Origin of the sequence: Citrobacter sp. U14242, assembly GCF_046555775.1 — a bacterium.
Classification (GTDB): domain Bacteria; phylum Pseudomonadota; class Gammaproteobacteria; order Enterobacterales; family Enterobacteriaceae; genus Citrobacter.
In genome coordinates, this window is the sequence record NZ_JBKGLW010000004.1 from 170,791 (window position 1) to 186,389 (window position 15,599).

The following is a 15,599-nucleotide window of genomic DNA, read 5'->3' on the forward strand; positions in this document are numbered from 1 at the left end:
TTATTGGCAAAAAATAGGACGGAAAAGACAAGCAGAAAGGGTGAGGGAGAGCAAACTCCCTCGGGGGGAAATCAGTGCAGTGCTGCAGTCAGGCCACCCGCGACAATCAGGCCCAGAACAATTATGGTCGTCACTAACGAAAATTTCAGATCGGTGCTCATCAAGTTTTCTCCTTTTTATTCCCACACAAAAAGTGATATTGCGCATTTTTACACACTTGAAAGCAAAAATCTCTCACGATTTATATTGATAACTGCTTTTAACTCTTCCCCTTTTCGTTAAGATCAGACAAAATTCCACGCTTACTTGATTAGCGTACCGGCCATTGACCCCTTCCTGACGTTCCGTGTCGTTTTCCCGGCGTGCCGCAACCCCGACGTTGCGTTGAGGGTGTGTGAAGGCAAACGTTTACCTGGAGTATTCTCAGGAGCTTAGGATATGGTCTGGAGTGAGATGTAATGGCAACTATTAAAGATGTAGCGAAGCGAGCAAACGTTTCCACTACAACCGTATCACACGTAATTAACAAAACGCGCTTTGTCGCAGAAGAAACGCGCAACGCTGTCTGGGCAGCGATTAAAGAACTGCACTACTCCCCCAGCGCAGTGGCACGTAGCCTGAAGGTGAATCACACCAAATCGATCGGTTTGTTGGCAACCAGCAGTGAAGCTGCCTATTTTGCCGAAATTATCGAGGCTGTTGAGAAGAATTGTTTCCAGAAAGGCTACACGCTGATTCTGGGCAACGCCTGGAACAGTCTTGAAAAACAGCAGGCATACCTGTCTATGATGGCGCAAAAGCGCGTAGATGGCCTGTTGGTAATGTGTTCAGAGTATCCGGAATCACTGCTTTCCATGCTCGAAGAGTATCGCCATATTCCAATGGTGGTCATGGACTGGGGCGAAGCAAAAGCCGACTTTACCGATACCGTCATTGATAACGCTTTCGAAGGTGGTTACATGGCGGGCCGGTATCTGATTGAACGCGGTCATCGTGAGATCGGTGTGATCCCGGGTCCCATGGAGCGTAATACCGGCGCAGGCCGCCTGGCTGGCTTCATGAAAGCGATGGAAGAAGCGCTGATTAAAGTTCCCGAAAACTGGATTGTACAGGGTGATTTCGAACCTGAATCCGGCTACCGCGCTATGCAACAAATCATCTCCCAGTCGCATCGCCCAACCGCCGTATTCTGTGGTGGCGATATTATGGCGATGGGTGCGCTGTGTGCCGCAGACGAGATGGGACTGCGCGTGCCGCAGGATATCTCAGTTATCGGTTACGACAACGTGCGCAACGCTCGTTACTTCACCCCTGCGCTGACCACCATCCACCAGCCAAAAGATTCACTTGGTGAAACAGCTTTCAACATGCTGTTAGACCGTATCGTGAATAAACGTGAAGAATCGCAGTCAATCGAGGTGCATCCACGTCTGGTAGAACGTCGTTCCGTTGCCGACGGTCCATTCCGCGATTATCGTCGTTAAGCCCGTTATGTGGGTAATGCCGTTCAGAAAGCATCAATCGGTGTTGGCGGGGGTAATGAACATACTCTCTCCGAGAAAGGGTTCTGCTCTCCATACATGCTTAACTGAACGGCATTACGCTATGCGAGGAGCTCATCCGGCTCCCGCAGCCACTCTTTATTCAGCGTCTCACTATCCCCCAGGTAGTCCAGTAACCAGCTCAGTGCAGGCGACGTATCATTCTGTTGCCAGGTCAGGCAACACGCGGCATCCGGGAACGGATTTTCCAGCTGTAACGCCACCCATTTTCCGCTATCGATCCACGGTTTTGCAAAATGCGTCGGTACCATCCCGACACAGAGTCCGGCTGACAAGCAGGTGGCCGAGGATTCCCAGTCAGGAACCACGACGCGTTTTTGGTTGTGCAGCAACCATGTAATACGTTTCGGCAGCGTGCGGGACGTGTCTTCGCGCACCAGCGATGGCCAGTTGCGCAACGTATCGTCACTGAGCGGTCCCGGCATTGTCGCCAGCGGATGATGACTGGCTACCACGCAACTCCAGCTCAACATTCCCATATCCCGGAACGTATAGCGTCCCCCTACCGGAATGGCCTGCGTTGCTCCGATAGCTAACTCCACACGACCGTCCGAAAGCGCGTCCCAGACGCCATTAAACACCTCCTGAAAGACCAGAAGCTCCACATCATCGAAATGGCGGTAGAAATCCACAATCATCTGTCGGGTTCGTTCCGGGCGAACAATATTATCTACCGCAATCGCCAGCTGTCCTCGCCAGCCATTGGCGATTTGTTGACATTGCTGACGGGTGATCTGCATTTTTTTGATAACAGACCGACCTTCTTTTAAAAACCACGCGCCAGCAGGCGTTAATTCCACGTCCCGGTGACGACGTTCAAAAAGAGGTACAGCCAGCCACTCTTCCAGTTGGCGCACAGTGTAGCTTACCGCCGAAGGTACGCGGTGCAACTCCTGAGCAGCCGAACTAAAGCTACCGTTACGCGCCACCGCATCAACAACTTCAAGTGAATATTCCGACCACATGCTCTGCCTGCAAAAAATTTGAAATCAGTAAGCAAATATTAGCGTTTCACAGCGAGAATTACACTCACTACACTCAGCGGCAATGTTCTATTGCTAAAAAGAGAAACGATAATGCAACCAGGAAAAGGGTTTTTAGTCTGGCTGGCAGGTCTTAGCGTGCTAGGTTTTCTGGCAACCGATATGTATTTGCCCGCCTTTGCTGCTATTCAGTCCGATTTACAGACACCCGCTTCTGCCGTGAGTGCCAGCCTTAGTTTGTTCTTAGCCGGTTTTGCCGTTGCACAACTTTTGTGGGGGCCACTTTCCGACCACTATGGTCGTAAACCGATTTTGATGCTGGGCTTATCCATCTTTGCGCTGGGCAGCCTGGGCATGTTGTGGGTAGAAAACGCCACCGGCTTACTGGTGCTTCGCTTTATTCAGGCCGTTGGTGTCTGTGCGGCTTCGGTTATCTGGCAGGCGCTGGTTACCGATTATTATCCTTCACAAAAAGTAAACCGCATCTTTGCCACCATTATGCCGCTGGTCGGATTGTCTCCTGCACTTGCACCGTTATTAGGCAGTTGGATCCTGATACATTTTTCCTGGCAGGCCATTTTTGCCACCCTTTTTGCGATTACCCTGATCCTGATGTTGCCGGCTCTGCGCTTAAAACCAACGGCAAAAGCGCGCGATGATAGCCAGGATAAACTGACGTTCGCTACGCTGCTGCGCTCCAAAGCATACCGTGGAAATGTACTGATTTACGCAGCATGTTCTGCGAGCTTCTTCGCATGGCTGACGGGTTCACCGTTTATCCTTAGCGAAATGGGCTATAGTCCGGCTGTGATTGGTTTGAGCTATGTTCCGCAAACTATTGCATTTTTGATCGGTGGTTACGGCTGCCGCGCGGCACTGCAAAAATGGCAGGGTCGCCAGCTTCTGCCGTGGTTACTTATCCTGTATGCCATTAGCGTTATCGCCACCTGGGCTACTGGCTTTATTCACCACGTTGCGTTGGCTGAAATCCTGATCCCATTCTGCGTGATGGCCATTGCAAACGGGGCAATCTACCCTATCGTTGTCGCCCAGGCGCTGCGTCCATTCCCTCAGGCAACAGGGCGTGCCGCTGCGCTGCAGAACACGCTGCAACTGGGGTTATGCTTCCTGGCAAGCCTGGTCGTTTCGTGGTTAATCAGCACGCCGCTGCTCACCACCACCAGCGTTATGCTGACGACAGTGCTGCTGGCCGCGCTAGGCTACAAAATGCAGTCACAGACTGACAACACATCCTTGCCGGATGAGAGCGCGCAAATTGCGCACGGTGAGTCGCATTAATCATTGTTGCGGGCACTTAATTAGCCCGCTAACAATTATCGGTTGAATAGCCAAAAATTCAGGCCTATACTGATTTTCGGCTGTTAATAAAACGATAAGATTTATAGAGTAACGGGAGCAAGCAGGTTCCCGTTTTCCCATGGATGGTCTTTTCGGCAAGGGTTTCTCCCTTCCTCTGTTCTACGTCGGATTATAGATTCGCGGATTAATTCCGTGAGATTTCTCACAAAGCCCAAAAAAGCGTCTACGCTGTTTTAAGGTTCTGATCACCGACCAGTGATGGAGAAGCTATGAGTTCATCATGTATAGAAGACGTCAGCGTACCGGATGATAACTGGTACCGAATCACCAATGAGTTATTGAGCCGTGCAGGCATTACCATTAATGGCCCGGCACCGGCAGATATTCGCGTTAAAAACCCCGACTTTTTCAAACGTGTGTTGCAGGAAGGATCGTTGGGTTTAGGTGAAAGTTATATGGACGGCTGGTGGGAATGCGATCGGCTGGATATGTTTTTTAGCAAAGTCCTGCGTGCAGGTCTTGAAAGCCAACTCCCCCGCAACTTCAGAGATACGCTACGTATCGCAACGGCTCGTCTGTTTAATTTACAAACCAAAAAACGTGCGTGGGTCGTTGGCAAAGAACACTACGATCTTGGCAACGATCTCTTTACCCGCATGCTTGATCCCTACATGCAATATTCCTGCGCCTACTGGAAAGATGCCGATACCCTGGAATCTGCCCAGCAGGCGAAGCTAAAAATGATTGCCGAGAAATTGCAATTGAAGCCAGGTATGCGCGTACTCGATATTGGCTGCGGCTGGGGAGGCTTGTCCCAGTTCATGGCGTCACAATACGGGGTGAGCGTGACTGGCGTAACGATTTCAGCAGAACAGCAAAAAATGGCGCAGACGCGCTGTGAAGGGCTGGATGTCACGATTTTACTGCAGGACTACCGTGACCTGAACGACCGGTTCGACCGTATCGTTTCCGTCGGTATGTTTGAGCATGTGGGCCCCAAAAACTACAACACCTATTTTGACGTTGTTGACCGCAATTTAAAGCAAGATGGTCTTTTCTTGCTGCATACCATCGGTTCCAGAAAAACCGACAATAATGTTGATCCATGGATCAATAAATATATCTTCCCGAACGGCTGTTTACCGTCAGTTCGCCAGATTGCCAATGCCAGCGAGCCACATTTTGTGATGGAGGACTGGCACAACTTTGGTGCGGATTACGATACCACCTTGATGGCCTGGCACGAGCGTTTCATGACAGCCTGGCCAGAAATTGCCGACAACTATACTGAGCGCTTTAAACGGATGTTCAGTTATTACCTGAATGCGTGTGCTGGCGCATTTCGCGCACGCGACATTCAGCTGTGGCAGGTTGTGTTCTCTCGTGGCGTTGAACACGGGCTCCGTGTTCCGCGTTAGAGGGTATCGCCTGTCGCCCCCGAGCTATCGGGGGCTTTTTATTCTGACTTAAATTCCCGCTTCGCCAGTAACGGTACCCATCGCACTTTCACGCGCAGCCAATACACGTTCAACCGTATCAACAACGGCCTGTGTTTGCGGGTCAATTTCGATATTGACTCGCGCACCCAGTTTTTTCTTGCCCAGCGTCGTACGTTCCAGGGTTTCCGGAATCAAATGCACGCAAAAGCGTGTCGGTGTGACTTCACCTACCGTCAGGCTAATACCGTCAATACCGATAAATCCTTTGTACAGGATGTATTTCATCAGCGACGGATCCTGAACTTTAAACCACACCTGGCGATTATTTTCAGAGGTCAGGATTTTAGATATTTCAGCGGTAGTCATAATATGGCCTGACATCAAATGTCCGCCGATCTCATCGCTGAATTTTGCCGCACGTTCAACGTTGACCAGATCCCCGACTTTCAGGTCACCCAGATTAGTGATACGCAGCGTTTCTTTCATCAGATCGAAGCTTATCTGGTTACCGTTAATGTCGGTCACTGTCAGACAACAACCGTTGTGCGCCACTGATGCGCCGGTCTCCAGCCCATCCAACATGTATTCAGGTAACTCCACTACATGTGTGCGAAAATTCGGTTTTTCATCAATCGACACCAGTTTCGCGGTGCCCTGCACAATACCCGTAAACATACCTGTAACTCCTGAACTCAATTAAGACATCTCTGCTGTGCACAATAGCAGGTGGAAAATCAGGTTGCCAGTAATGCGCCACTGCCGCCTATTTTTTCACTGGAGAAATACGGATTCCTCGCTACAATAGACTGAAATTTCCCCTGCATTTTCTTCTTGCTGCCATATAAGGCGGCTTTTTTAGTCTCTCAAATAACAACAATATAGTGGTGTACACGTGCAAAAGTATGTAAGTGAAGCGCGTCAGTTATTAGCTCTGGCAATTCCGGTGATTCTTGCGCAAATCGCTCAAACCGCAATGGGATTCGTCGATACCGTGATGGCCGGCGGATACAGCGCGACGGACATGGCAGCCGTTGCTATTGGTACGTCCATCTGGCTACCCGCAATTCTGTTTGGCCACGGTCTGTTGCTGGCGCTGACGCCAGTGATTGCGCAACTTAACGGTTCCGGTCGCCGCGATCGTATTGCTCATCAAATACGTCAGGGGTTCTGGCTGGCGGGGATCGTATCCGTTCTGATCATGATTGTGCTTTGGAATGCGGGATACATTATCCGCTCAATGCATAACATTGATCCTGCTCTGGCCGACAAAGCCGTTGGCTATCTGCGCGCGCTACTATGGGGGGCGCCCGGATATTTATTCTTCCAGGTAGCCCGTAACCAGTGCGAAGGTCTGGCCAAGACCAAACCGGCAATGGTAATGGGTTTTCTCGGCCTGTTGGTGAACATTCCGGTTAACTATGTTTTCATCTATGGCCATTTAGGTATGCCGGAACTGGGCGGCATAGGCTGTGGTGTGGCAACGGCGGCGGTATATTGGGTGATGTTTGCCGCTATGCTTTCTTACATAAAACGAGCCCGATCAATGCGCGACATCCGTAATGTCCGTGGCTTCCAGAAACCTGACACCGCGGTGATGAAACGCCTGGTGCAGTTGGGTTTGCCAATTGCGCTGGCACTATTTTTCGAAGTCACGCTGTTTGCCGTGGTGGCGCTGTTGGTCTCCCCTCTGGGGATTGTCGACGTCGCCGGACACCAAATCGCACTGAACTTCAGCTCATTAATGTTTGTCTTGCCAATGTCTCTGGCTGCTGCCGTTACCATTCGTGTGGGATACCGCCTGGGTCAGGGATCAACGTTGGATGCACAGACTGCTGCCAGAACAGGTTTAGGTGTCGGCGTATGTATGGCGATGATGACCGCCATTTTCACCGTCACATTGCGCGAACACATCGCCCTGCTCTACAACAATAATCCTGAAGTTGTCACACTGGCTGCACAGCTGATGTTACTGGCTGCCGTGTACCAGATTTCGGACTCAATTCAGGTTATTGGCAGCGGGATCCTGCGTGGTTATAAAGATACGCGTTCCATTTTCTTTATCACCTTCACGGCGTACTGGGTGCTGGGTTTGCCAAGTGGATATATTCTTGCGCTCACCGATCTGGTCGTCGACCGCATGGGGCCTGCAGGCTTCTGGATGGGCTTTATTATTGGCCTGACCTCTGCCGCAGTGTTGATGATGCTACGGATGCGTTTTCTGCAACGCCAGCCGTCAGCCGTCATTCTGCAACGTGCAGCGCGATAACACTCTAATAGCCGTCGAGTTAAAATGGGCTGGCATGGCAGGCGTTGATTTGTTCTTTGCTGATGGGATGTACCAGGCACAGTTCGCTGGCGTGTAGCATCAGCCGCGACGTCTGTTCCGTGCCAGGCCACTCACGCCCACCATAAAGATCGCAGCCCCAAATCGGATGACCCAAATGCTGACAATGAAGACGTAGCTGATGGGTTCGTCCGGTCTCCGGCATCAGTTGCACCCGCGTCAGGGGCAGTGACCTTCCATCCTTGAGTCGCTTATTGAAGCGCTCAATCACCCGAAAACGAGAACGCGCAGGCTTACCGCTAACTGCGCTAATCGACATCAACGGAAACAGTGCTGGATCTTTGACAATGGCAGCATCAATCACACCTTCATCCTGTTTAAGGTGTCCACATAACAATGCGCTGTACACCTTTGTCACCGAACGCTGGCTGAACTGCTGACAGAGCGCAGCATTGATTGTTTTATTGCGTGCAACGACCATCAGACCAGAAGTACCAAAATCAAGCCGGTGCACCAGCGTGCAGCCCGGGAATATCTGTACCAGTCGATAGTGCACTGAGTCGAGATTTTGCGGATTTTTCCCCGACAGACTCAGCAACCCACTGGGTTTATTGATAAGCAGCAGATGTTCATCCTGGTAAAGGATCTCTATTTCGTCATGGCACGGCGGAGCAACAAAGGAATCAAGAATCGTAGACATCAGACAACCAGACTAAAAAGTGGGGGGGGGGATCATAACGAATTTTCAACCGGCTGGCGAATCAAGCCCGTCCTGCGTCACATTACAGATGAACAACCTGGTTACATCGTTCAACATCCACAGTTGGTAATTCTGCTGAACAGTTCTATAGTCGAGACTGCTTCTCAGTTACAGGATTCACTAATGCGATTTAACGGACTGACCAAAGGTTTCTTCATTTTCATTCTTGCCCTCGTAACCTGGGCGTTTTTCGACGTGTTGTCCCCCTACTTCTCCGCAATCTTGTGGGCCGCAATTCTGACGACTATCTTTAACCCGGTGAAAAACAAACTGCGCAGTGCGCTTGGCGAACGTAACGGTCTGGCATCGTTAATCACTATCGGGATTATCTGTTTGATTGTCTTTATTCCGCTGATGGTGATCCTGTCGTCGTTGGCAATCGAACTGAATGTGGTTTACACCAAGTTGCAGCAAAACAATACGCAGTTTCCGGAAGTGGTCAGTTCTATTCTTTCTTATCTTCCTGACTGGGCCAGAGGATTCCTCGCAGAACACAATCTGGATGATGTCGCGCAGATCCAGAAAAAATTATCCGACATTGCGCTACAGGGCGGACAGTACCTCGCAGGCAGTGCTTTCCTGATTGGTAAAGGAACCTTTGGCTTCGCCATCAGCTTTGGCATCATGCTGTACTTGCTGTTTTTCCTGCTGAAGGATGGACCGTATCTGGTGCGTCAGATTCTGGATTCCTTACCGCTTTCTGATTTTGCCAAACAGCACTTGTTTGCCAAATTCGTGGGTGTCACACGGGCGACAGTCAAAGGCACGGCGGTTGTCGCTGTCGTACAGGGCACGCTTGGCGGCATTGCTTTCGCCATTGTCGACATCGACGGCAGCATTTTGTGGGGCGCACTAATGGCATTTCTCTCGCTAGTGCCTGCGGTTGGCTCGGCGATAGTTTGGGTCCCTGCTGCCATTTTCCTCTTCGCTACCCACCAGCTGTGGCAAGGGCTGTTTATTGTCGGATTTTTCGTCATTATTGTCGGACTGGTGGACAATATCCTGCGCCCGCTACTGGTAGGAAAAGACACAAAAATGCCGGACTACCTGATATTGATTACCACCCTTGGCGGGATGGAGATATACGGTATCAACGGTTTTGTGATTGGCCCGCTGATCGCCGCACTCTTTTTGGCCAGCTGGAATCTGTTCTCCGGACGTGACCATGAGGGCAACGTAGAAGGTATCGATGAAGCGTTCATGGAAGAAGGAAAAAACCCTCCAGATTTATGATGGCATGACGATAACAAGGGGCGGCCTCGGGCCGCCTTTTGTTTTCACGCAAAATCATACGTTTCCTATAATTTCAATCATGCTTATTCATTAATCGTCGCAGAAGGAACGAAAAAGTGCGAATAGCCACAATCACCAACTGGGCTTACAGTGCGACGGTATGTCTGACCATTGCCTCCGGCGTTGTTATGCTGATGGCATCCGGAGCAGACAATACTGAACGTCAGGTGGTAGAGCAGCGGTATAAATTTGATCAGCTAACTGAAGAGGTAGAGCTCGATGCCTGGTCATTGTCCGATTTAGCTCGCGAGTACGTGATCGCTAAAGATCCAGAGGCGCTGAACGCCTATCGCCAGAAGGCGTCGTCGCTAAAAGCGGTTGAGCTGCGGTTAACAAAATTAAAAGACTTCGGCGCGACAGATGAAGAACTGGCGCTGCTGCATGAAGGATTACAAATTGTCGATGCGCTGCAGGAAGAGCAAGCAACCGCGCTCGCCAGTATGGCCCGCGGAGAAACGTCACAGGCTATCGTCCTGCTCTACGGCAAAGCCTATGAACAGGAGCTGGAACGGGCGCAGGTGCGGATAGATCATTTCCGGCAGTTGCTCGATAACCGTGTACGTAACAGCATTGAAGATGCTACCAGGACATCCCGCATACTGCGAACGCTCTCTGAAGTTATGGTCGGATTAACCGCGCTGTTGTTTTTGTTTGTCCTCGGCTTTATTTTGAAACGCCGCGTACTGCGTCCGGTTGTGCGTCTGAGCGACGTGGTTCACCGCCTCGCATCGCAGGATTACGCCGTAGAAACGCCAAACTTTAATCAGATTGATGAGATTGGCGATATGGCACAAGCCATTCGCATTTTTCGCGAGAACGGCCTTGCGCGGCAACGGCTGGAGAAAGAGCGGGATGCCGACTGGGCGATCCGCGAACTGTTGGCTCGTATGACCCAGCGCTTACAGGGCTGCGAAAACTTTGCCGATGTTATCAATGTCGCACAACTTTTTGCTCCGAACATTGCCCCAGGCGTTGCCGGGCGGCTCTACATTCTTGACCGGGAAGCCTGGCACATGCGTTGTGCCGCCGAGTGGCTCTCACCGCAAGGCAAAGCAGACCCTTTCCATCCGGATGAATGCTGGGCCGTGCGCCGTGGGCAAAGTCATCCTCCCGTGCAGGGCGAACCCGATATCGCCTGCTACCACCTGCCTGAGTCGTGTCAGGCTCATACCCTGTGCATACCGTTGATCGCCCAGGGGGAAGCCATCGGCCTGCTCTCATTCCAGAATCTCAGCGACAATTCTGCCCCTTCTCGTGCTTATCTGGAGCTGATGGCCGAGGCACTTGGACTGGCATTAGCCAACCAACGTCTGCGCGATGCACTACTGGAAAAAGCGCTTTATGACCCACTGACCGGCCTGCGCAACCGCCATCACCTTGAAGACACGCTGCGCACCCAGATGAGTCAGGCTGTCCACAACCAGGAACCGATCAGTTGCCTGATGATCGATATCGATCACTTCAAAAGCATCAACGACCGTTTTGGTCATGAGGCAGGTGATGGTGTGATAAAAAGTATTGCAGCAATTATTCAGCGCGTTGTTCACGACCACGGAATGGCCTTTCGCTACGGTGGTGAAGAGTTTCTGGTTCTACTTGCCGGTATGGATGAAGAAGCGGCCAATCGCTTTGCGACGGACATTTACAACGGTGTACGCGAGTTGACGCTCAGCTTTGGCGTTTCTGATATCGGTCACGTTGATGTCTCTATTGGTGTCGCCAGCTACCCGCAGCACGCCCAGAGCGATAACCTGTTACGTGCCGCGGATGTCGCGCTGTATCGTGCAAAAGAGCTGGGGCGTTCGCGCATAGTGAGCTTTGGTATGCTGGAAGCGAGCTAAAAAGCGGTGCGCAAGCCCAAACGGGTACTTCCTAAAATAACCCACCCGAGGAAGTCCCCTCATTAAGTGGTATATTCATCGATAAGTGACTGGTGAGTTTTCTGGATTACATCCTGAATATATGCAGTTGCCTGCTCACCAGGCGCCCCTGCAGGTAATAATCGTATACAGGAATCAAGGCCGGTGTAACTGTCTGTTTTATACTGGCACCAAAGTTTCAAATTATTAGCACGTAAGCGTCTAAATTTGGCTAACTGTATTCGGCCTGGCGGTGAATTTTTGTGCATACTTCTTATTCTGCGCAAACCTGAAAGTACCGTGTTTCTAATTAGTGCACGCTGGGCACAATACAGCATCTGGCTGGCGCTAATCTGAAGCGTTGCACTGGCCTGATTCCAGGCAGCAATATCGATAAGGGGACTATCTCCGAACCAATAGTGATGATTAAGTTCATATAAATTTTGTAGTAAGCGGTAGCCATATTTAAACATTATCCCGTAACGCTGTAATTTCTCGACTTGTTCATACTCATGCCACTGTTCTGCCAGCGCAATCTGCTCAGCAAACTGGCGTTCCATAGCACTGGCATTCTTAATGTGCTGTGCAATAATCCAGGCGCTTGCTTCCTGCAGAGCGCTCTCTGCACCTTCCATACTTACGGCGATTTTATCGTATACGTCGCGATTGCTTATCATCGTACGCAAAAAAGGATCTTTACTCCGTTTTTGATAAGGCGTTCCGTAGCCGTAGGTTCCCGGTAGCAAACTGTCTGCATCGACAAACGCATCGGTAACCACGGTTAATCGGCATTCTGGCAATAAAAAATCATTTGGCGAAACGGTATGCGGATCACGTCCATCGGTAAACAGTTCCAGACCGAGCCTGGAAAAAAATGTAGCAACAAGCTCAGAACAAAATGTGCCTCGCGTTCCTTTATCAAAACGACAGGACTCGATTGCTTGCGCAACATGTTTTGCCAGTAAATGTGGAAAATCGGGTAGCGTTATGGCATCAAGAAGTCTCGGTACAGCAGAGTAGGTTTTATAAAAATCATTTTCCTGTAGATCTTTCGAAGCCTGAATCATCCTGGCGAGATCAATATTTTCGCATGCAGGATGGCGCAATAAAATCCATTCTCTCGGATTTTCGGGGATGCAAATAACCCTTTCAGCAGTGGACTGCCCTCCGGGATACAGACTCATTGGTAATAAGAAAGTAAATCCGACCCCCGATGTATCCGATTCGGCAAGATATAGACTTTCAATGCCTGAATCACCCCCATGAATCCAGATAGCGGCATGAGAGTACGGTCCGCGGCTCGCTTTCACAATTAGTGAGCTGAATGGGCTGTTCCCACAAACTAACAAAACGTCACCTGGACGCAGCTTTTTCTCCCACAGCAATGGCCCACGACTTTGTAATGCCGCAAGATCGAGTTTCACAGGAACTTCTTTATGCATTGTACTTCCTTGTCGAAAGTTATCGCCATGATTAAAAAGGGATTTCCAAACATAACAACGGGTGCCCTACCCGTAAAGCCAAAATGACATTGTCCACCCTGGCCGGGCAGAGTATTACTTTACCTCTACTCCTGGCAGTGATATGTTGATCAGATGAATATAAAACACGATTGCAACGGTTTTAACTACAAACGTTGGTGGCTGCCTTCTTAAAGGCGGTCAGAATGTGTTTATCCATTTTTAAATAACCGCCGAAAGGCGGTTATTTACATTTTGAGACCCCTTTCGGTTTTATACTTAAGGAGTCCTCTATGAATAACAAATCTATCATCCTTACCGGCGACCGCCCTACCGGGCCACTGCATCTTGGCCACTATGTAGGCTCCCTGCGCCAACGCGCGATACTGCAACACGATTATCAGCAGTTTGTTCTGGTCGCAGACCTGCAAGGTCTGACTGACAACGGCAGCAATCCACAAAAGATCCAAAATAACATACCCGAAGTGTTGGCCGATTATCTCGCTGCAGGTATTGATCCTTCACTCACCACCCTTTGTTTACAATCGGCACTACCTGCCCTTGCCGAACTCACCGCGCTGTATATGAATATCGTTACCGTGGCTCGCGTCGAGCGTAACCCAACGGTCAAAAATGAAATTGCGCAAAAAGGTTTCGCCCGTTCGCTTCCGGTCGGTTTCCTGGTTTACCCGATTAGCCAGGCAGCAGATATTACGGCGTTCAAAGCCAGCCTGGTTCCGGTCGGTGACGATCAGTTGCCGATGATCGAGCAAACTAATGAAATCGTACACAAAATGAATAGCCTGTTACCGGCCCCGGTTCTGCATCATTGTAAAGCTATGTTAAGCGAAACCAGCCGTCTTCCGGGTATTGACGGCAACGCCAAGATGTCGAAATCACTCGGTAATACACTGCTCCTGTCGGCAAGTGAAGAGGCTATCCATCGCGCCGTCGGCGCAATGTACACTGATCCTAACCACCTAAAAGTGTCCGATCCGGGGCAAATTGAGGGCAATGTCGTGTTCACCTACCTGGATGCTTTCCACCCGGATAAGGCCAAAGTCGCAGCAATGAAAGCGCATTATCAGCAAGGAGGATTGGGTGATCGGGCATGCAAAAATGAGCTGGAGATGTGCCTGCAAGAGCTCATCGCGCCAATGCGTGAGCGTCGGGCAACCTATATTCAGGATAAAGGTATGCTGATGGCTATGCTTAAAAAAGGAAGCGAGCGGGCCTACGACATCACGCAGCAAACGCTAAGAGAAGTAAAACAAGGATTGGGACTGTCGGTATTTTAATCTGGATTGATGCCCCTCCCGACGGAAAATAACCACCGGGAGGAAGGGCTCTGCCGATGTCTAACAGGTTCTGCTCTGAGGAGTTCGCTATGACCACCTTTTATCAACTAACAGCCACCAGCCTACACGGCCAGTGTATCCCTATGGCTGACTATGCTGGCAAGCTGGTTTTGGTGGTTAATACCGCCAGCCATTGTGGCTTCACGCCACAATATGCAGGTCTGGAAGCGCTTTACAAAAAGTACGCCGCTCGGGGACTGGTGGTCCTTGGCTTCCCCTGCAACCAGTTCGGTAAGCAGGAACCCGGCGACGCCGACGAAATCGCGCAGACCTGCCACGTCAACTACGGTGTAAGCTTCCCGATGTTTGAAAAAGTGGAAGTTAACGGTGCCGCTACGCATCCGGTATTTCGTTATCTAAAAGATGAATTGCCCGGCATGCTGGGGGGACGGATAAAATGGAACTTCACAAAATTTCTTATCGGACGTGATGGCAAGCCGCTAAAGCGTTTTGCACCGTTCACTACCCCGGAGAAAATGGAAACTGCCATCCTTGCTGCACTTGAAATCTAGGTATTCTTGTCATTTGAACCGTCAGCCTGGTGCCAGGAGCGGACATGATGCTATGTATTGATGAGAATTCCGATGCATTCGTGAACGGGATAAACGCCATGACAACCAGTATCCGAATCAGAACGTTATGATTAAACGTCATGTGACCTGTGGCGTAGCAAGCAACCTGTAGAAGCTGACGGAATTGTGTCACGCATAGTGCAAACGTCACGAAACCGCGAAAGAGTTAAGCGCTACCCCGTCTCGCAGTACGTAACTGGCACCTGATGAGTGAGCAGCCAGTGTTCTATTGTTTCGCCAAATATTTCCGCATCAGTGCATTTTGTAGTGTCACGCCACGGCAGACAGGGAAACCTCGTTCCACGATATGAAAGCCGTGTCGTAGAAAGAACGCTTCTGCAGCCATACTGACATTTGAAGTAAGTTCACCTATTCCACGTTGTCTGGCTTCTTCATGAATGCGGTTCATCAGTAGCGTTCCTGTACCCTGTCCCGGGTAGGCTCCCGAGACAAAGAAATGGTCAATGTACCCATTTGGCTGAACATCCGCATATCCCGCGATTTCACCATCCACTTCAACAACAAAGGGACGCAGTGCCTTCATGCGGTTGGCCCACTGTTCCGGGTCAATATCTGATGGGGCCCATGCTTCTATTTGTTCATGTGTGTAGTAGTGGGATGCGAGGGTATGTACAGAAGATAAAAACACGCTGAATAACGAAATTTCATCTCCATTTCTGAACCTTCTGATTTTCATAAAACCTCGTTA

At 50.3% G+C, this 15,599-nt stretch carries 14 protein-coding genes; 8 read left to right on the forward strand and 6 right to left on the reverse strand.

Annotated features, from left to right (window positions below; all coding sequences use genetic code 11):
* Nucleotides 1–71: 71 nt before the first annotated feature.
* Nucleotides 72–161: a cytochrome bd-I accessory subunit CydH gene (gene cydH / locus ACLJXE_RS07915; RefSeq protein ID WP_003029209.1), complete on the reverse strand. Its 90-nt coding sequence runs from the start codon at nt 159–161 to the stop codon at nt 72–74.
* A gap of 297 nt (nt 162–458) precedes the next feature.
* Here cydH and purR point away from each other — a divergent pair, with 297 nt between their 5' ends.
* On the forward strand, nt 459–1,484 hold the full coding sequence (gene purR / locus ACLJXE_RS07920; protein ID WP_286630365.1) for an HTH-type transcriptional repressor PurR: 1,026 nt from the start codon (nt 459–461) through the stop codon (nt 1,482–1,484).
* A 119-nt stretch (nt 1,485–1,603) separates the two neighbouring features.
* Here the strand turns inward: purR and punR are convergent, their stop codons facing one another.
* Nucleotides 1,604–2,527, reverse strand: coding sequence for a DNA-binding transcriptional activator PunR (gene punR, locus ACLJXE_RS07925; protein ID WP_410750569.1), 924 nt, complete (start codon nt 2,525–2,527; stop codon nt 1,604–1,606).
* Between the two features lie 111 nt (nt 2,528–2,638).
* On the opposite strand from punR, the gene punC reads away from it, so the two are divergent.
* Nucleotides 2,639–3,844: a purine nucleoside transporter PunC gene (punC, locus tag ACLJXE_RS07930; protein WP_286630367.1), complete on the forward strand. Its 1,206-nt coding sequence runs from the start codon at nt 2,639–2,641 to the stop codon at nt 3,842–3,844.
* 290 nt (nt 3,845–4,134) lie between these two features.
* The gene (gene cfa / locus ACLJXE_RS07935; RefSeq protein ID WP_286630368.1) at nt 4,135–5,283 is read left to right on the forward strand and encodes a cyclopropane fatty acyl phospholipid synthase; all 1,149 of its coding nucleotides are present in this window, start codon (nt 4,135–4,137) and stop codon (nt 5,281–5,283) included.
* Between the two features lie 48 nt (nt 5,284–5,331).
* Here the strand turns inward: cfa and ACLJXE_RS07940 are convergent, their stop codons facing one another.
* Nucleotides 5,332–5,979 carry a riboflavin synthase subunit alpha gene (locus ACLJXE_RS07940; RefSeq protein WP_286630369.1) on the reverse strand — a complete coding sequence of 216 codons (648 nt, stop codon included), beginning with the start codon at nt 5,977–5,979 and terminating at the stop codon, nt 5,332–5,334.
* A 217-nt stretch (nt 5,980–6,196) separates the two neighbouring features.
* On the opposite strand from ACLJXE_RS07940, the gene mdtK reads away from it, so the two are divergent.
* The gene (mdtK, locus tag ACLJXE_RS07945) at nt 6,197–7,570 is read left to right on the forward strand and encodes a multidrug efflux MATE transporter MdtK (RefSeq protein WP_410750570.1); all 1,374 of its coding nucleotides are present in this window, start codon (nt 6,197–6,199) and stop codon (nt 7,568–7,570) included.
* 19 nt (nt 7,571–7,589) lie between these two features.
* On the opposite strand, the gene ACLJXE_RS07950 is transcribed toward mdtK, so the two are convergent.
* The gene (locus ACLJXE_RS07950) at nt 7,590–8,288 is read right to left on the reverse strand and encodes an RluA family pseudouridine synthase (protein WP_410750571.1); all 699 of its coding nucleotides are present in this window, start codon (nt 8,286–8,288) and stop codon (nt 7,590–7,592) included.
* Nucleotides 8,289–8,471: 183 nt separating this feature from the next.
* On the opposite strand from ACLJXE_RS07950, the gene ACLJXE_RS07955 reads away from it, so the two are divergent.
* Entirely contained in the window at nt 8,472–9,581 is a 1,110-nt protein-coding gene (locus ACLJXE_RS07955; protein ID WP_410750572.1) for an AI-2E family transporter, read from the forward strand.
* Nucleotides 9,582–9,697: 116 nt separating this feature from the next.
* Entirely contained in the window at nt 9,698–11,482 is a 1,785-nt protein-coding gene (locus tag ACLJXE_RS07960) for a diguanylate cyclase (protein ID WP_286630373.1), read from the forward strand.
* A gap of 62 nt (nt 11,483–11,544) precedes the next feature.
* On the opposite strand, the gene ACLJXE_RS07965 is transcribed toward ACLJXE_RS07960, so the two are convergent.
* Nucleotides 11,545–12,942 carry a hypothetical protein gene (locus ACLJXE_RS07965; RefSeq protein ID WP_410750573.1) on the reverse strand — a complete coding sequence of 466 codons (1,398 nt, stop codon included), beginning with the start codon at nt 12,940–12,942 and terminating at the stop codon, nt 11,545–11,547.
* Nucleotides 12,943–13,253: 311 nt separating this feature from the next.
* Here ACLJXE_RS07965 and trpS point away from each other — a divergent pair, with 311 nt between their 5' ends.
* Nucleotides 13,254–14,258: a tryptophan--tRNA ligase gene (gene trpS, locus ACLJXE_RS07970; protein ID WP_410750574.1), complete on the forward strand. Its 1,005-nt coding sequence runs from the start codon at nt 13,254–13,256 to the stop codon at nt 14,256–14,258.
* Between the two features lie 89 nt (nt 14,259–14,347).
* On the forward strand, nt 14,348–14,830 hold the full coding sequence (locus ACLJXE_RS07975; protein WP_410750575.1) for a glutathione peroxidase: 483 nt from the start codon (nt 14,348–14,350) through the stop codon (nt 14,828–14,830).
* 286 nt (nt 14,831–15,116) lie between these two features.
* On the opposite strand, the gene ACLJXE_RS07980 is transcribed toward ACLJXE_RS07975, so the two are convergent.
* Nucleotides 15,117–15,587 (reverse strand): GNAT family N-acetyltransferase, encoded by a 471-nt coding sequence (locus ACLJXE_RS07980; RefSeq protein ID WP_410750576.1) that lies wholly within the window; start codon nt 15,585–15,587, stop codon nt 15,117–15,119.
* Nucleotides 15,588–15,599 lie beyond the last annotated feature (12 nt).